Source organism: Dermatophilus congolensis (assembly GCF_900447215.1).
Classification (GTDB): Bacteria; Actinomycetota; Actinomycetes; order Actinomycetales; family Dermatophilaceae; genus Dermatophilus; species Dermatophilus congolensis_A.
Map to the genome: position 1 here is coordinate 1,186,288 of NZ_UFYA01000001.1, position 17,182 is coordinate 1,203,469.

At 60.5% G+C, this 17,182-nt stretch carries 18 protein-coding genes; 6 read left to right on the plus strand and 12 right to left on the minus strand.

Annotated features, from left to right (window positions below; translation table 11 throughout):
* Window positions 1-116: 116 nt before the first annotated feature.
* A complete protein-coding gene (locus DXZ77_RS05065; RefSeq protein WP_258553144.1) occupies window positions 117-1,613 on the plus strand; it encodes a peptide MFS transporter in 1,497 nt (498 codons plus the stop codon).
* 92 nt (window positions 1,614-1,705) lie between these two features.
* Here DXZ77_RS05065 and DXZ77_RS05070 read toward each other — a convergent pair whose 3' ends face one another.
* A complete protein-coding gene (locus DXZ77_RS05070; protein ID WP_115030465.1) occupies window positions 1,706-1,942 on the minus strand; it encodes a hypothetical protein in 237 nt (78 codons plus the stop codon).
* Window positions 1,943-1,978: 36 nt separating this feature from the next.
* A complete protein-coding gene (locus DXZ77_RS05075; RefSeq protein WP_115030467.1) occupies window positions 1,979-2,299 on the minus strand; it encodes a DUF3263 domain-containing protein in 321 nt (106 codons plus the stop codon).
* A gap of 203 nt (window positions 2,300-2,502) precedes the next feature.
* On the opposite strand from DXZ77_RS05075, the gene galE reads away from it, so the two are divergent.
* Window positions 2,503-3,456, plus strand: a complete 954-nt coding sequence (galE, locus tag DXZ77_RS05080; RefSeq protein ID WP_115030469.1) for a UDP-glucose 4-epimerase GalE — start codon at window positions 2,503-2,505, stop codon at window positions 3,454-3,456.
* A 24-nt stretch (window positions 3,457-3,480) separates the two neighbouring features.
* On the opposite strand, the gene DXZ77_RS05085 is transcribed toward galE, so the two are convergent.
* Together DXZ77_RS05085 and DXZ77_RS05090 are read right to left on the minus strand one after the other, a co-directional pair.
* Window positions 3,481-5,610 carry a RecQ family ATP-dependent DNA helicase gene (locus DXZ77_RS05085; RefSeq protein WP_115030471.1) on the minus strand — a complete coding sequence of 710 codons (2,130 nt, stop codon included), beginning with the start codon at window positions 5,608-5,610 and terminating at the stop codon, window positions 3,481-3,483.
* Entirely contained in the window at window positions 5,607-6,386 is a 780-nt protein-coding gene (locus DXZ77_RS05090) for a lysophospholipid acyltransferase family protein (RefSeq protein WP_115032594.1), read from the minus strand. The genes DXZ77_RS05085 and DXZ77_RS05090 overlap by 4 nt, the downstream gene beginning before the upstream one ends.
* Window positions 6,387-6,500: 114 nt before the next feature.
* Between DXZ77_RS05090 and DXZ77_RS05095 the strand changes: the two genes are divergently transcribed.
* Window positions 6,501-7,043, plus strand: a complete 543-nt coding sequence (locus DXZ77_RS05095; protein ID WP_115030473.1) for a YbhB/YbcL family Raf kinase inhibitor-like protein — start codon at window positions 6,501-6,503, stop codon at window positions 7,041-7,043.
* 131 nt (window positions 7,044-7,174) lie between these two features.
* Here DXZ77_RS05095 and DXZ77_RS05100 read toward each other — a convergent pair whose 3' ends face one another.
* From DXZ77_RS05100 to DXZ77_RS05115, 4 genes are all read right to left on the minus strand, one after another.
* Entirely contained in the window at window positions 7,175-7,984 is an 810-nt protein-coding gene (locus DXZ77_RS05100; RefSeq protein WP_115030475.1) for a TrmH family RNA methyltransferase, read from the minus strand.
* A 55-nt stretch (window positions 7,985-8,039) separates the two neighbouring features.
* Window positions 8,040-9,098, minus strand: coding sequence for an SPFH domain-containing protein (locus tag DXZ77_RS05105; RefSeq protein ID WP_258553145.1), 1,059 nt, complete (start codon window positions 9,096-9,098; stop codon window positions 8,040-8,042).
* A 98-nt stretch (window positions 9,099-9,196) separates the two neighbouring features.
* The gene (locus tag DXZ77_RS05110; RefSeq protein WP_115030478.1) at window positions 9,197-9,694 is read right to left on the minus strand and encodes an NfeD family protein; all 498 of its coding nucleotides are present in this window, start codon (window positions 9,692-9,694) and stop codon (window positions 9,197-9,199) included.
* Between the two features lie 34 nt (window positions 9,695-9,728).
* Window positions 9,729-10,514 (minus strand): ABC transporter ATP-binding protein, encoded by a 786-nt coding sequence (locus tag DXZ77_RS05115; protein WP_115030480.1) that lies wholly within the window; start codon window positions 10,512-10,514, stop codon window positions 9,729-9,731.
* 76 nt (window positions 10,515-10,590) lie between these two features.
* Between DXZ77_RS05115 and DXZ77_RS05120 the strand changes: the two genes are divergently transcribed.
* On the plus strand, window positions 10,591-11,388 hold the full coding sequence (locus DXZ77_RS05120; RefSeq protein ID WP_147279198.1) for an Rv1486c family protein: 798 nt from the start codon (window positions 10,591-10,593) through the stop codon (window positions 11,386-11,388).
* A gap of 74 nt (window positions 11,389-11,462) precedes the next feature.
* Here the strand turns inward: DXZ77_RS05120 and glgA are convergent, their stop codons facing one another.
* A complete protein-coding gene (glgA, locus tag DXZ77_RS05125) occupies window positions 11,463-12,662 on the minus strand; it encodes a glycogen synthase (RefSeq protein ID WP_115030484.1) in 1,200 nt (399 codons plus the stop codon).
* 186 nt (window positions 12,663-12,848) lie between these two features.
* Between glgA and glgC the strand changes: the two genes are divergently transcribed.
* Window positions 12,849-14,114 (plus strand): glucose-1-phosphate adenylyltransferase, encoded by a 1,266-nt coding sequence (glgC, locus tag DXZ77_RS05130; protein WP_115030486.1) that lies wholly within the window; start codon window positions 12,849-12,851, stop codon window positions 14,112-14,114.
* Between the two features lie 64 nt (window positions 14,115-14,178).
* Here glgC and DXZ77_RS05135 read toward each other — a convergent pair whose 3' ends face one another.
* The 3 genes from DXZ77_RS05135 to fabG form a co-directional block, all read right to left on the minus strand.
* Window positions 14,179-14,898 carry an N-acetyltransferase gene (locus tag DXZ77_RS05135; protein ID WP_115030488.1) on the minus strand — a complete coding sequence of 240 codons (720 nt, stop codon included), beginning with the start codon at window positions 14,896-14,898 and terminating at the stop codon, window positions 14,179-14,181.
* Window positions 14,899-15,075: 177 nt separating this feature from the next.
* Entirely contained in the window at window positions 15,076-15,834 is a 759-nt protein-coding gene (fabI, locus tag DXZ77_RS05140) for an enoyl-ACP reductase FabI (RefSeq protein ID WP_115030490.1), read from the minus strand.
* 47 nt (window positions 15,835-15,881) lie between these two features.
* Window positions 15,882-16,595: a 3-oxoacyl-ACP reductase FabG gene (gene fabG, locus DXZ77_RS05145; protein WP_115030491.1), complete on the minus strand. Its 714-nt coding sequence runs from the start codon at window positions 16,593-16,595 to the stop codon at window positions 15,882-15,884.
* Window positions 16,596-16,763: 168 nt separating this feature from the next.
* On the opposite strand from fabG, the gene DXZ77_RS05150 reads away from it, so the two are divergent.
* A complete protein-coding gene (locus tag DXZ77_RS05150) occupies window positions 16,764-17,168 on the plus strand; it encodes a DUF3099 domain-containing protein (protein ID WP_181816038.1) in 405 nt (134 codons plus the stop codon).
* The last annotated feature ends 14 nt before the right edge of the window (window positions 17,169-17,182 follow it).

Consider the following 17,182-nt stretch of genomic DNA (forward strand, 5'->3'; position numbering starts at 1 on the left):
AACCGTTGTCGCGCCACAGTCGCGACACGACCCGAGTGAAAAGGACATCCACCGTGGACCCCAGCTCCTCTTCCCCCTCTTCTCCAGCAACGCATTCACGTTGGCGCCCCGAGAGCGTGCGCACTGGACCATCCAGCGACGACGTTGGTTTATTCGGACAGCCCCGAGGGTTGCCGTGGATGCTCCAGGTCGAGATGTGGGAACGGTTCAGCTGGTTCGGGATGCGGGCCATTCTGCTGTACTTCATCACCGATACCTTCGCCAACGGCGGTCTGGGTCTGGACAAAAACACCGGCCAAGTCGTCATGGCCACCTATCAGGCATCTGTGCTGTTCCTGACCATCCCTGGTGGTATTTTCGCTGACCGTGTGATCGGCCCATGGCGATCAACCCTGTACGGCGGGGTAGTCATCATGCTCGGCCAGTTACTTCTTGTCGTGCCAATCCCCCTTACTTCCTGGATCGGGTTGTTCCTCATCGCCTTCGGTACCGGGTTCATCAAACCGAACCTGTCCACCATGGTCGGCGGCCTCTACGACGAGAAAGATCCGCGCCGCGAAGCTGGGTTCCAGCTGTTCTATATGTCAATTAACGTGGGGTCGCTGATCTCCCCGCTTATCACCAGCTTCCTCAAAAACCACTACGGCTACCACGTCGGTTTCATGGCAGCAGGTATCGGCATGGCCTTCGGCCTGGTCGCATTCGTGTACGGACGAGGCAAACTGTCTCAGTTCGCCTTCGATGTCCCCACCCCTCTCAAGCCCGGCGAAGGCAAAAAGCTGGCTCTCTACACCGTCCTCTTCTTGGCCACGGTGCTGCTGCTGACATGGCTCTACACCCCCATCTTCGGTGGCCTGGCCCAGGGCATCGCCTACGTTGTGTTCACGGTCGCCGTCGCGGCCTCAGCGTTCTACTTCATCACCATGTTCCGCAGCCCGCAGGTCACCCCCCACGAACGGGAACATCTGTGGGCGTTCCTGCCGCTGTGGGTGGGCAGCATGCTGTTCACGATGATCTTCGAGCAGGCCTCCGGAAAGATGGCCAGCTTCGCCAAGGACAACACTGACGGTGTGATCGCCGGCTCCTTCGGCCTATCGGCGGAGGCCTACCAGTCAATCAACCCCGCAGCAGTGCTCATTCTGGCGCCCATTCTGGGCTGGGTGTTCACCCGCCGGGCAGGTAAATTCCCCACAACGGCGATGAAGTTCGCCATCGCCTTGGCGATCATCGGTTTCAGCGCCCTCATGATGGGCTGGGGCTTCGACAAGTTCCCCGGTGGCGCCAACCTCGCACCATGGTGGTTCCTAGGCCTGGTGTTCCTTGTACAGACCGTGGCCGAACTGTTCATGAACCCCGTCGGCCTCGCCGCCACAACATCGTTGGCGCCCAAACAGTACGCATCCCAAACGATGACGCTGTGGCTCCTGGCTGCCGCCGCAGGACAGGGCACTGCCGCCGTCGTCATCGACCAAACCAGAGACCTCGGCGACGTGACGTTCTATTACGGCCTAGGAATCGTGACAATCATCGTCGCGGTCGCCATGGCCTTGCTCTCCCCCTGGACTCAGTCGAAGATGTCTGACATCGGCACTGGAAGTAACCCAGCTGAATAAGCCCGCACCGCTGAATCACACATAGCCCCTGGCCTAAGGTTCCCCAAGGTCAGGGGCTATCTACATCTTTGAGGGCTGTGAGCCGCTCGTCACTAGGCCGCGACAGCCTCCACCCATAGCGCGACGATGTGCGCGCGCGTGAAACTTACCGTCGCCGGAGCGAAAAAAGTACGCTCAGCGGTTCCTTCCACCACGATCTCGTAACTGTCAATGTGCTCATCGTGAATAAGGCGCTGCAGGTGATCATTCGGGTCACCCTCAAACGGTTTCGTCACCCACTCCGTGCCATCGATCGTCCGTAACCGCACTTGCCACTGTTGTCCAGCCATTCCCAACCTCACCTTGTTCCTCAAACGCAAGCCTTGTTATCGACTCCGGTAGCTCTGACCGGGATACGGAACCTCATCGCCGCCACGGGCAAACAGCCCATCACCCCCAGAGCGCGAATCACGCACCGCGCGCACCGCCTCAATCGTCTCCGGGTCATGTGCATACGCAATCGGATCCTCAAGCAAGGCGCGCAACACCAATGCATACCCCGGCCCGTCCAACCCCAAAGTACGCTGTGCTTCGGCGAGCTTCTCCACCTGAGCACTTGGACCTGAACCCCACTTACGCTCCAGCTCCAAGACCCGACGATCCCGGTCCGAAAGGCTCGGCGGACGCTTCCGGCGAGATTCCTGCATCGTGTTTCCCCTCCTACTCACACATCTGGTGATGTGATCCGTCGAGGACTCATCGGCCACAACGAGCCCTGACTGAGCACCACGCCATCCAGAGGCTCACCGTCGTCTGTACAGTGACCAGAAGTGACAAACACATGCCCAGCAACGCAGCGCAGTCACTGAAAATAACGACCGCGGCGACCACCGCCAGGAGAGGATCAGGTATGAAACTCGTGGTGACAGGAGGAGCTGGCTACATCGGCTCTGTTGTGACATCGCAGTTACTCGAAGCCGGGCACGACGTCACCGTGGTGGATGACCTCTCCACAGGACACGCCGACGCAGTCCCCGACGGCGCAGCGTTCGTCCAAGCCCGCATCCACGACATCCACGACATCCTTGCCGACGTGCGCCCCGATGGGCTTTTGCACTTCGCCGCGAAATCCCTCGTCGGTGAATCGGTCGAAAAGCCCGAACTGTATTGGGAAAACAACGTTGTCGGCACCTTCCGCCTCCTCGAAGCGGTGCGACAAAACAACGTTCCCCGCATGGTTTTCTCCTCCACAGCAGCGGTCTACGGGGAGCCTTCAACCCCTCTGATTACCGAGGATCTAACCCCTAACCCCATCAACGCCTACGGTCGTTCCAAACTCGCCATTGACATGGCTCTGACCGATTACGCCAAAGCACACGGACTGGCTGCCACCTCACTGCGCTACTTCAACGTCGGAGGAGCCCGCGGTAAATACGGCGAACGCCACGCTATCGAGACACACCTCATCCCCAACATCCTCAAAGTGCCCGCCGGGGAACGCGACCACGTTTACCTCTTTGGCCAGGACTACCCCACCCCCGACGGCACCTGTGTACGCGACTACCTACACGTCGTCGACCTGGGCCGCGCACACCTACTCGCCCTGGACACCAGCGAACCCGGAACCCACCGTGTCTTCAACCTCGGCTCTGGCACCGGGTTCTCTGTCAAAGAAGTCCTCGAAGCCGCCCGCGCAGTCACCGGCCACCCCATCCCCGCCGAAGTGAAAGACCGCCGCCCCGGCGACCCAGCCACCCTCGTGGCCAGCTCCGCCAAAGCAAAAGAAATCCTCGGCTGGGAACCGGAGTACGAAATCAACCGGATCGTCTCCGATGCGTGGGAGTTCATCCAATCCCGCATGTGAGACCAGCGAACCCAACCAGGTGAATCATGGGCACCGGTGCAGCAGAAGAGGCTGCACCGACCCAGCTCCCCATCGGCGAAGCGCCGCACCAGCCAACGTAATCGGCCATCCAGAAGCGCTGCGATCAACAACAAGCAGCACCTCCCGGCCAGCGACACCGCCCCCACCAGATAGCTGCGGGGGCGGCGCGGATGCGATCGCTTCCTGCCACAACGCGGCCTCCACGCCACCAGCAGGGCGCTCCCCCTTCTCACTCACAGGGGGCCTGACCAGCCAGTTCCCCACTTCGGTCCGCCCCGCCGCGCCCAGATACGACGCGACCTGCCCCGCCACCGGATACGGGCCCTGCGGGTGCGTTAACGTCGCCAACGAGCAGATAAGACTTGGACGTTGCGGCCACGAAGCGCTCCACCGCCGAAGCACCCCCACCGCCGCTTCACACAACTCACGCGGAGCATCACCCGGAGCTTGCAGGCACGACTCGATCACCTCACACCACTGCGGGGCATCCATGTCAATAACAACGCGCCCCTCAAGGACCATCTCCCCCGCCGGGATTCGCCCACGCCGCCCGAATTGTCCACCCGGCCACATTTTTCGAGCAGGCAGCCGATGATCAATGCTCCGTAGCTGCTCAGCCACCACCGCCACCACCGCCGGATCGGCGGCCGGCACCAACGGGCCAGGTAACCCACCCAGACACACCGAACACTGCCCACACGGCCCACCCTGCGGATCATCCAGGCTGGCGCGCAGCAACTCCATCAAACACGACCGGCCCTGCACATAGTCACGCATGATCGCTGCTTCACGTTCACGCACCCGCACAATGGCGGCGTAATGGTCAGCGTCATACCGCCACGGCGTACCCGTGGCCACCCACCCCTGCGGGGTTCGTTCAGTCACGTGGTCAACCGCTAACTGTTTAAGCAGCAACTCCACACGTCCCCGACGCAACCCGGTTACCGCCTCCAACGCAGGCACTGACTGCGGCTCACCAGTGTCAAGAGCATCAAGAACCCGGCGCGCCATGCCTTCATCAGGCAACGTCGCCGTCGCGAAATGACGCCACACCGGCTCATCAGCCGCGCTGGGCAACAAGGCGACAAGAGCATGCTCAATACCACGCCCCGCGCGCCCAACCTGCTGGTAGTACGACACCGGAGACGGCGGCGCCCCCATATGAACAACAAACCCCAAATCCGGTTTGTCATACCCCATCCCTAACGCACTCGTAGCGATAAGAGCTTTGACTTCATTACGGCGCAGCTTGTCCTCAAGTAACGCACGCTCAGCCGCCTCAAGCTGCCCCGTATACATCGCCACCGGATAATCCACTCCATGCACAGCTTGAACCGCGCAGGTAGCGCGCTGCGCATCAGCAACCGTCAACGCATACACAATCCCCGACCCCGGCAACACCGGCAGCATCTGCGCCACCCACGCGTACCGCTGCAACGCAGACATCGGTGGAACCACCGCCAACTGGAGACTGTCCCGCCCCAACGGACCCCGCAAAACCGTTGTCGCCTCACCCAGTTGGGATGCAACATCCTGCGTGACACGCGCATTGGCTGTCGCCGTGGTCGCAAGCACCGGAACCTGGGCATCCAACCGCGCCAACATCTGCGCGATACGGCGATAATCTGGGCGGAAATCATGCCCCCAGTCAGAGACAGCATGTGCCTCATCGATGACGAGCAACCCCATGTTCCCCATCAACGCCGACAACACCCGCCGACCAAACGTCGGATGAGCTAGCCGCTCCGGCGAGATGAGCAACACATCCACCTCACCGGCAGCTAACTGTCCCTCCACCGCAGACCACTCATCCACGTTCGAACTGTTCAACGTCACCGCGTTCAACCCAGCACGACGGGCCGCCTCAATCTGGTCACGCATCAACGCCAACAGCGGAGACAACACCAACGTGGCACCACCCCCGGCGGCGCGACGCGCAGCTGTAGCGCACCAATACACCGCCGACTTACCCCAACCCGTTGCCTGCACCACCAACACCCGCGCCCCATCACAAGACAACGCAGCAACAGCCTCGGCCTGGTCATCACGCAGCCGCGCACCCGGCCCAGCCAGGCGACAAATCACCTCACTGGCAGGGCCCTGCCACGGGATTGACCGGGCCGCCCCGCTCACGCCGCGCTGTCCGTGCCGGGGTTCTTCTGCGCCGCAGCAGCGCGACGCCGCTCACGATCCAGGCGGTCCATTTCATTTGCCTCCGCCAACGTAGGAGCCGTGCCACCCAGGCGCGCCGGCAAAAACTTCAAATCATCACCCTCAAGGCGAGGATATTCGGCCTGCGCGTGGTCAAGTAGCAGCTGCATCTCGGCGCGCAATGTGGCAGAAACCTCATCGGCCGGTGCCTGCTTCGGCGCACTAATCGCTTTGCCCACCGTCAACGAAATCGGAGTACGGCTATAACCCAAACGACGAGGATGCCCCTTCGTCCAAATCCGCTGCGTACCCCATAACACAATCGGAATGATCGGCACCCCTGTGGCCTGCGCCATCCGGATCGCACCAGTCTTGAACTCTTTCAACTCATACGAGCGAGAGATCGTTGCTTCAGGGAACACCCCAACCAGCTCGCCAGCTTTCAGCGCTTTCACCGCATCCCGAAACGCTTGACTGCCGTTCTCACGATCCACCGGTATGTGCTTCATCCCCGACATCAACGGCCCAGCAATCGGGTGATCCCACACCGATTTTTTGCACATAAACCGGATCAACCTGCGGCTGGGGCGAGCCGCCAAACCCGCATACGCAAAATCCATGTACGAAAGGTGGTTCATCACGATCACCGCACCACCCTCTGTGGGGATGTTCTCCGAACCCGTCACTCTGAAACGGATACCTTGGGCAGCGAAAAGTGTGCGGGCAACAGCGACGACCGAGTTGTAAACGGGCTCCATGGCGTACAAAACTACCGCCTCCAACAGGCAGAACACGATCTGCCTGGATGCCCTTACTCGCCGAAAGACACTTCAACACTGACGCAGCCGCAACTCACCCCCTAGGGTGAAGATATGAGCCTCGAACGCCCTATCCCACCCGACCCCTACAGCATGCTTCCCGTCGTGCCGCCATTCGCGTTGACCAGCGTCGACTTCAAAGACGGCAGCGACCTACCCAAATCCGCGGACTTCAGCACCGATAACCTCTCCCCCGAACTTTCCTGGCACGACGCCCCCGCGGGCACCAAATCATTCATGATCACCTGTTTCGACCCTGACGCCCCCACCCCCTCAGGGTTCTGGCACTGGGTTGCCGTAGGTATTCCCGGAAACGCCACTTGCTTGCACGCCAACGCTGGCGCCGAAGGCGGCGAAGAACTCCCCGCTGGCGCCTTCCACCTCAACAACGACTACGGATACGCCGGCTTCGGAGGAGCAGCTCCCCCCGCGGGCGACCGCCCGCACCGATACTTTTTTGCCGTCACAGCCCTGGACGCCACCGCCGAAGAAATCGGGATCACCGCTGACTTCTCCCCCGCCAAGGCCCACTTCTTCGCACTCACACACGTTGTGGGACGCGCAGTACTCACCGGCACATACGCCATCCCCGCCTAACCGCACCACTAACAAAAACCAGGCTGTACGGAACAGCGAGCTCATGCCCCTGCTCTCACCAACATGAACCAGCGGCAAGCCTGAAGACAGCCCGCCCGATTCAGGCTTGCCGCCAATCTTTTACGAGACGTTCAACGCACCCGCAACGCCCACATAGCCACCGCTGAAGCCGCAGCCACATTCAACGAATCAACACCATGCCCCATCGGGATACGCACCACCACGTCACTCTTAGCCAACGTGCGCTGCTGCAGCCCATCCCCCTCAGTGCCCAGCACCAGCGCCAACCGCTCCGGCGGATCAGCAGCCAACTCATCCAGCGTCACCGAATCATCCGACAACGCAAACGACGCCACCGACACCCCCCACTGCCGTAAACAATCCGCCCCAGCAGGCCACTGCTCAATCCGCGTCCACGGCACATTCAACACATTCCCCATCGACACCCGCACGCTCCGGCGGTACAGAGGATCAGCGCACCTAGGCGTCACCAACACGCCATCGACACCCAACGCCGCAGCGGACCGGAAAATCGCCCCCACATTCGTGTGATCAACAATGTCTTCCAACACCACCAACCGCCGCGCACCCCGGACAACATCCTCAACCGAGGGCAACTGCGGGCGGTGCATCGCCGCCAACACACCCCGATGTAGATGGAATCCTGTCATCGCCTCGATGACCTCATGCTCCCCCACAAACACCGGCACTGACTCGCCCTCGAATTGAGCCACGAGATCAGACAGCTCATTCACCCACCGCGGAGCTAACAGCAGCGAGCGAGGGCGATGCCCCACCGCCAACGCCCTCCGCAACACCTTCTCGCTCTCGGCCATATACAAACCGCCTGCAGGCTCAAGAGCACGGCGCAGGTTCACATCAGTCAAAGAAAAATAGTCGCGGACCCGTTCATCGGCGGGATCAGTGATAGTGATCGGCACGAACGGACCTTATCGACCCACACCGCGCCCCGCCGAAACGTTCCCTGGCCTCACCTCACGGTCGCTGCCCACGCATGCGGGCCTCACTGTCGTGCACCTCTGCCTCTGAACGCTGAACTTCCTCACGAGCCCGGCGTAGCGCCTCCCGCGGATCCTCCAAATCCGTATCCACGAACGGATTGTCCTCTGGTACGTCATCGGTGTACTTCGGCGTGTTGCCGCTACTCGCAGCAGGGAACGTCGGGCCGTTCTTCCCGCCGAAAGCCCCCGCGAACCCGCGCAACGCCTCAGTGAACTCACCTGGAACAACCCACATTTTGTTGGAGTCACCCTGCGCGATCTGCGGTAACACTTCCAAATACTTGTACGCCAACAACTGCTGATCAGGTTTACCGCGGTGAATCGCATCAAACACCTGCTGGATTGCTCGTGCCTGCCCCTGAGCTTCCAACACCTTCGACTGGGCATCACCCTCGGCCTTCAAAATGGCCGCCTGCTTTTCACCCTCGGCCTTCAAAATCGCTGACTGCTTCACACCCTCAGCCGTCAAAATCGCTGCCCGCCGATCCCGCTCAGCACGCATCTGCTTCTCCATCGAGTCCTGCACCGACGCGGGCGGTTCAATGCTCTTCAGCTCCACCCGGGCCACACGGATCCCCCACTTACCGGTCGCCTCATCCAAAACACCACGCAACTGGCCATTGATCTGATCACGGCTAGTCAACGTCTGTTCCAAATCCATCGCACCGATCACGTTCCGCAACGTCGTGACCGTCAACTGCTCAATACCCTGAATGAAATTCGCGATCCCATAAATCGCGCTTTTAGGGTCAATCACCGAGTAATAAATCACCGTGTCAATGTTGACCACCAGGTTGTCTGAGGTGATCACCGGCTGAGGCGGGAACGAAACCACCTGCTCACGCAAGTCAATCCCCGCCCGAACTGTGTCCACAAACGGCACCAAGACGTAAATACCGCCATCCAGCGTCCGTGAATACCGCCCCAACCGTTCAATGATCAGCGACGTCTGCTGCGGAACAATCTTGATCGACTTCACGACCAAAAGAACCGCCACCGCTAAAAACAGCAACAAAATAATGGTAGCTACCACGCCAAAATCCTTCCCCGAAAACATCTACAACTAGCTACCAAGCACAATTGCACTCAACATCCACCGCCAGTGACGGCAAACAAAAACAACACACAAAATCAGTCACCCACGCCAGAAACCGCGTCCTGTGGCCCCACATGCGGAACCACCAGCAGCGTCACCCCATCAACCCCCGACACTTGCACCCAAGCTCCCACTGCGCCAGGTAACACCCTCGCGCCTTCAGCCCACCGCGCCGACCACACCTCACCATCAACCTTCACCTGGCCCCCACAGTCAGTGACCTCTTCCACCACCACCCCACGGCGCCCCACATACGCCTCCTTACCCGAGGCGAACTGCGGCAACGACGCTAAAAACCGCTGCTTCAGCACCGGCCGCACCGTGAAAATCAACGACACCGCCACCACAGCGAAAACCACTACCTGGCCCGGCGCACCCACCACAAAAGCAGTCATGCTGGCGGCGAAAGCACCCGCCGCCAGCATGAGAAACACAAAATCAGCGCTCGCCAGCTCCACCCCCGCAAGGATTAACGCAGCACCAAGCCACGCCGCCCACGCGTTGTGAACCAACCACTCTGGAAGATTCTCCACAGCGCCCTCCTACGGGTAGGGCTGGCTCGGCTCCTTAACTGTTCGCGTAAGCCGTCCAGCGGTCACCGCGACGCTCCACCGTCAACGACAGCCCGAACGCCTCCGACAAGTTCTCGTTCGTCAACACCGATTCCAGCGGACCTGCCGCCACGATGCTGCCTTCCTTCAACAGCAAAGCATCTGTGAAGCCCGGTGGGATCTCTTCCACGTGGTGTGTCACCATCACCATCGCCGGAGCGGTCACATCATGGGCAAACGCACTCAACCGGGCGATCAAATCTTCACGGCCGCCCAAATCCAAACCAGAAGTGGGCTCGTCAAGAAGCAACAACTCCGGGTTAGTCATCAACGATCGTGCGATTTGCACTCGCTTACGCTCACCGTCAGACAATTTGCCGTAGGGACGGTCAGCAAAATGGGACATCCCCAATGCCTCCAGCAACCGTTCCGCGCGACCGGTGTCAACACCCTCGTACTGCTCATGCCAACGCCCGACACGGTTGTATGAAGCAGTCCGCACAACATCCAAAGCCGTCTCTCGAGCTGGAATCCGCTCAGACACAGAAGAACTCGCCAAACCGATACGGCCGCGCAGCTCAAACACATCCACCGCGCCCAACACCTCGTCCAACACCCCAGCAACACCAGAACTGGGGTGCAGACGCCCCGCAGCAATCTGCAACAACGTGGACTTCCCTGCCCCATTGGGGCCAAGCATGATCCACCTCTCGCCTTCCTCCACCGACCACGTAATGTCACGAAGGATCGTGGTGGCGCCCCGCACCACACCCACCTCGGAAAAGTCCAGAACATCGCTCATGCGAAAAACCATATGCGAGATGGTGGTCCGCTCGCGCACACTTGGGCCCCTCCTCAACCACCCCTACCATGACCACGTGCCACCCATCCCCGCCTCCATCAGACTCGCCCTATGGGGAACCCGCGTCCTCACTGGCCACCTACCCTCCGCAGCCCTAGACCGGCTCATCGCCCCCGACATCGACACCACAGAACCCATACGATCCCATATCGAAACCTGGGCAGACCTAGGCGAACGTGTCGTCCTGGCGGCGCTCCCCCACCCCGGTCACCCCACCCTCTGCCCTCACGGCTCCTCCGCCTTACTCTCAGCAGCAACCACAGCTAACGAATGCGTCTTTGCCCCCACCCTCGGAAACGCGCTCGTCCCCTTCGGATGGGATAACCAACCCGGCATCCCCGACGCCCAACGCCCCCGCCCCGAAACCTCCACCGGACCGACAGTCCACTGGAAGATCTACGAAACGAACGCCACCCCCACCTGGCAACTCGAAGCACTCTCCCTACGTGACACTCGCCACACCCTAGCCAGCGAACGCGAAAACGCCTTAGCTCTCCTCGCCGAAGCACACTTGCCCTGGCAGTCACGCGGCCTACGCGACCTAGCTGAGGCCACACTGGACACCGGCAACTCCTACCTGCCTGATACACTACCCGAAAGCCACCGCGCCGTTATTGATGAAGCCGCCACACTCGGACATATGGCACGCCTTGGACTAGCGATGCCTGACGACGGCGCTCTCGAGCAAGTAAACCGCCGCGCCGAAGCACTCCGCAGGCTCACCATCGCCGCCGACACCGCACTCGCTTCAGCTACCTGCATCGCCGCCCTCACCCTTGCCGGGCTGCGCAATAACCACCCCGAAGACGACTAGGCCCTGTCCCTGCGGGAGTCAGAAAAGAACCAAACCATCTCCGCTCCCACAAGAACAACAGCAGTACCACTCACCTACACGAGCACAGATTCATACACCTGCATCGTCTTATCGCCGATGGAGTCCCACGAGAACTGTTCCACCGCCCGCGCTCGACCAGCAGCACCTCGACGCCGCGCCTCCTGCGGGTCAGCGACAGCCTCATTCAAAGCATTGCCCAAATCGTGAACCCAAGCATCCTCATCAACTGGAGTTCCTGATCCATCATCGACCTGCTCGATATCGACCAGCCACCCGGTCTGGCCATCAACAACAACCTCCGGGATGCCGCCAGTTGCGGTGGCCACCACGGCCGCTTCGCATGCCATCGCCTCCAAGTTCACGATTCCCAGCGGTTCATAAATCGAGGGGCATGCGAACACGGTGGCGTTCGTTTCCAACGCAATCACCTTGTGACGTGGAAGATGCTCAGGGATGTACACCACGCCTTGGCGCGTATCCTGCAGTTCTTTCATCAAAGCAGCGATCTCGGCCCCGATTTCGGGAGTGTCAGGGGCGCCAGCGCACAAAACCAGCTGCACATCTGGTGGCAACGACTTCGCCGCACGCAGCATGTACGGCAACCCTTTCTGACGGGTTTGGCGGCCCACAAACACGATTGAGCGAGCATCGGGGTTCACCCCTAGAGAGCGAACAAGGTCTTTGCCTGCATCTGAGTGATCCGGGGCCCATTTGTGCGCGTCAATACCGTTGTGCACCACCTTGACTTTGTCTGGGTCTAGGCCGGGGTAGCACTTAAGGATGTCGGCGCGCATGCCGTGGCTGACTGCGATCACGGCCGCGGCGGCTTCGTAGGCTGTTTTCTCGATCCAGCTAGAAACACGATAGCCGCCGCCGAGCTGCTCTGCTTTCCATGGCCGTAATGGCTCCAGGCTGTGTGCTGACACTACGTGCGGAATCCCTGCCAGCACAGATCCGAGATGGCCAGCCATGTTCGCGTACCACGTGTGGCTATGAACAAGGTCAGCGCCAACAACGTCAGCTGCTATCGCAAGGTCCTGGCCTAGGGTTCGGATAGCGCCGTTTGCCTGCGCTAGTTCGGGCAGTTCGGGGTAGCCGCTGGTTCCTGGTTCATCGACGGGGTCACCGAATGCACGAACTCGCACATCGATATCACCCCGTGCCCGCAAAGCCTTAACTAGTTCTTCGACATGGACACCGGCTCCGCCGTACACATTCGGCGGGTATTCCTTGGACAAAATATCTGCTCGCACACGGTGACCTTATGCGCCTGTTGCCCTTGGTCGCAGCTAGCTGTCAGAGCTGACTCGTTCGTGAGTGAACTCGTAGAACGTCTCTGCACCCCGGCTCCATTCCCGCTGTGCCACAGCGTGATCACTGAGGTGTTCGCATTTGTCCACGCGGAACACCAGCGGGCGGAATATCACTAGATTCGAGGCATGCCCACGACCAAGAAACGCAACCCCAACGTTTTGGCTATCGTCCTGGCTGGCGGTGAAGGCAAACGACTCATGCCGCTCACTGCTGATCGGGCAAAACCTGCGGTCCCCTTTGGGGGCGTATATCGCCTCATCGACTTTGCTCTCAGTAACGTCGTGAACTCCGGCTACCTGAAGGTGGTCGTGCTCACACAATACAAATCTCATTCCCTTGACCGGCACATTTCGCGCACGTGGCGGATGTCAAACATGCTCGGTAACTATGTGGCTCCTATCCCTGCGCAGCAGCGCAAGGGGAAGCAGTGGTACATGGGCAGCGCTGATGCGATTTATCAGAGCTTGAACACTCTGGACGATGAGCGGCCTGACATCGTTGTGGTGGTTGGCGCTGATCACGTCTACCGCATGGATTTCAGCCAGATGGTTGAGCAACACGTCGAGACGGGTGCGGGCATCACCGTCGCGGCGATTCGTCAGCCGATTGCGTTGGGTGACCAGTTCGGTGTGATCGAGGTCGATGAGGCCGATAACTGCAAGATTGGCGCATGGCGGGAAAAACCAACGGATGCTAAGGGTTTGCCTGACTCTCCGGAGGAAGTTCTCGCCTCAATGGGCAACTATGTTTTCGACGCTGACGTGCTGCGCGATGTGATTATGCAAGACGCGGAGAATGAGGACAGCGACCACGACATGGGCGGGGACATCGTTCCTCATTTCGTTGACCGTGGTGAGGGGTTCGTTTACGACTTCAACAACAACGAGATCCCTGGCGCTACCGATCGAGACCGGGCGTATTGGCGTGATGTGGGCACGATCGACTCGTACTACGAGGCAAACATGGATCTGATCCAGATAGAGCCGATCTTCAACCTGTACAACTACGACTGGCCGTTGTTTACGAGCATGTCGGTGCCGTACCCGCCGGCGAAGTTCGTGCATAACGAGGAGGGGCGTCGTGGGGAGGCGCTGAACTCGGTCACTTCCCACGGGACGATCATTTCTGGTGGCAAAGTCAATGGGTCGGTGATCTCACCGAATGTGCTGGTAAACAGCTACAGCGAGGTGGATCATTCGGTGTTGTTGGACAACGTGAAGGTGGGGCGTAAGGCAACTATTCGCCGCGCGATCCTCGATAAAAACGTGGTGGTTGAACCCGGCGCCACGGTGGGTGTGGATCCTGAGGTGGATCGTGCGGCGGGCTGGCATGTCAGCGATGGCGGTGTGGTGGTGGTTCCTAAGGGTGCGGTTGTGCGCGCGCAGGAGTGAGTGATGTGGTGAGCGGGGTTGGCTGTTGTGGTTGTTTCACTGCTGCTGGCCCCGCTGCTGCTGGTTAGCGTCGTTCGGGGCGTGAGCTGAAGTATTGGATGCTGCCGATGTGGGTGAACCCTTCGGCCATGAACGCTGCTGCCATGGCGGCGTCACCGGCGAAAACTGCTGAGGCGATGACTTCGTTTTCTGGGATGCTGGCTAAGGCGCGGTGGAGCAGGTCGGGGCCGTGTCCTTGGCCTCGCCGTTCGGGGGCGATTTCGACAGCGATGCCGCGTAGGCCTCCAACGCCGTTACCGATGACGACGACGTCGTGTTCTTCGGGGTTGGGGTGGCCGAGTACTTGCACTTCGGTCATGGTGCGGCGGGCGATTTCGACGGTGGGTCGCTGGTTGAGGTCGGGGCGGCTGACGAGGGGTTCGGAGTCGCCGTTTTCGTTTCCGGTGCCGGCGGCAAGCATGAGCATGTTGGGTGCACCGATCCAGCCTGTGGGGCCGGCGAGGTGGTTGAGCACGCGGGCGCTGGTGGCTTCTGGGCCGCCGTTGACTCCTATTTCTTCGAGCTGGTTGTCGGTGAAGTCGTAGGAGACGGCCAGGATTGAGTGGGTGCCGAAGCAGAGTATGGCTTGGATGTTTGGCCCCCAGGGGGTGACTCGGGTCCAGGCGCCGTCGTTAGGGATGGGTTCTCCGGCGGCGAGTCCGCGCAGAAATCGTGCGAGGGGGTGACGGGCGGCTGTCCATACGTCACGGCCGAGGGCGTGGTGAGGGTTTGCGGTCGTGGTCATGATCTTCAACCTTGCTGTGTTCCAGCCCGTGAGACTGTGTGGGCGTGTCGCCGGATTCATCGGCGTCACAAGACAGTTCCTGAGATACGTGACGGTTGGATAGATGCATCAGTGGCGTGAGCAGAGGTTTTGTTCGCTGCTCACGCCACTGTGTGTTCCTCTTTGTGGTGTGTTGGTTTAGCCGCCCAGAGAGTGGAATCCGCCGTCGACATGGACAATTTCACCGGTGGTGGCGGGGAACCAGTCTGACAACAGGGCGATGCATCCTTTGGCTGCCGGCACGGGGTCACTGATGTCCCATCCCAGCGGGGAGTGTTCGCCCCATTCAGCGAAGCGGGAGAATTGTGGGATGGATGTTGCTGCGGTGGTGCTGATGGGGCCGGCTGCGATGAGGTTGCAGCGGATGCCTTTGGGTCCCATGTCGCGGGCTACGTAGCGTGAGGTTGATTCGAAGGCGGCTTTAGCTACACCCATCCAGTCGTATCCGTTCCAGGCAACAGATGCATCGAGGGTGAGCCCGACGATGGCGCTGCCGGGGCGCATGAGTGGTTCGGCGGCGACGGCGAGTGCTTTGAGGGAGTAGGCGGAGATGTGTAGTGCGGGGGCTACGTCTTCCCAGGTGGCGTCGATGAAGTCGAATGCGGGCTTGGGCGCGAATCCGATGGAGTGCAGTACGCCGTCGAGGTGGTCGCTGTGTTCGCCGATGCGGTCAGCGAAGGCTTCGAAGTCTTCGGGTTTAGATGCGTCGAGTTCGATGACGGGGGCGGTGCTGGGCAGTCGGCGGGCGATGGCGCTGGTGATTTTCATCGTGCGACCGAAGGAGGTGAGGATGACGTTTGCGCCCTGTTCTTGGGCGAGTTTGGCGACGTGGAACGCGATTGAGGATTCGGTGAGGACGCCGGTGATGGCGATGGTTTTGCCTTCGAGGATCGGCATTGTGTGTGGGGTTTCCTTTCAGATGTGAGGGGATAAGGCGTGGTTGGTTAGCTTCCCATCGCGAATCCGCCGTCGACGGGTAGGACGACGCCGTTGACGTAGGAGGCGCCGGGTGAGACGAGGAACTCTACGGCGTTGGCGACTTCGGTTGCTTCTCCCATGCGGCCGAGGGGGATTTCTTTGCGGTAGCTCTCTTTGAGGTCTTCGGGGAGTTCGTCGGTCATGTCGGTGGCGATGAAGCCGGGCATGATCACGTTGGAGGTAATGGATCGGGGGCCGAGTTCGCGGGCGAGGGAGCGGGATGCGCCGATGAGTCCGGCTTTGCTGGCGGCGTAGTTAACTTGCCCTGGGGATCCTTTGGTGCCAACGATGCTGGAGATGAAGACGATGCGTCCTTTTTTGAGGCGGAGCATTCCTTTGGCGGCACGGCGGGCGCAGCGGATGGCTCCGACGAGGTTGGTGTCTAGGACGTCGTTGATGTCTTCGTCTTTCATGCGCATGAGGAGCATGTCTCGGGTGATTCCTGCGTTGGCGACGAGGATTTCGATGGGGCTGCCGAGGAGTTCTTCGGCGGCAGTGAAACCGTCATTGACGCTGTCGGTGTCGGAGACATCGAGGGTGACTACGTCGAGGCCTTCGGGGGCTTGGCCGGAGCGTGAGCCGACCACGACGCGGTAGCCAGCTTCTTGCAGTCGCAGAGCGGTGGCTAGGCCGATGCCGCGGTTTCCTCCGGTGATGAGGGCGGTTCGCGCGTCTGTCATGGGGTCTCCGTTCTGGGTATTTCCGTCGTGGGACGGTGTTGGATTCTGTTCTATGTGGCTCGGACGAGACTGGGAGTAGTTCGTGAGCGAGGCGAGCCTGTGTCTATGGCTGTGAAGGCCGTTGAGGTGAGGGTATCGGTGACTCGCGGGTAGGAGTAGCGTGGAGTGGTGACACGTAGCGAACAGGATGGCCCGATCGTTTATTCGATTTCGGATGCTCCGGTATCTGCGAGGGTGGACCATGACCGGCGTGTGCGTGGCTATTTGATTTCGATGGGGATTCGTACGGCTTCGTTTGTGTTGGCGTATGTGTTTTGGTTTGTTTTTGAGTTGCAGTGGGTGGCGTGGGTTTTTGTTGCATTGGCGGTGGTGTTGCCGTATCCGGCGGTGATGTTGGCGAATATGCAGGAGAAACGTTCTTCGCGTGGAAGTTTTGAGCGTCCGACGCGGGCTATCGGTCCTGGTTCTTCGGGAGGCGCTGGGGGGTCACAGGTCGCTGTTCGTGATGCTGGGTCTTCTACTGAGGGCTCGCAAGTGCCGCCGGCGTCGGGGCGTTCGTGGTGGGTTGGGTGAGGTGTTGACGGTGG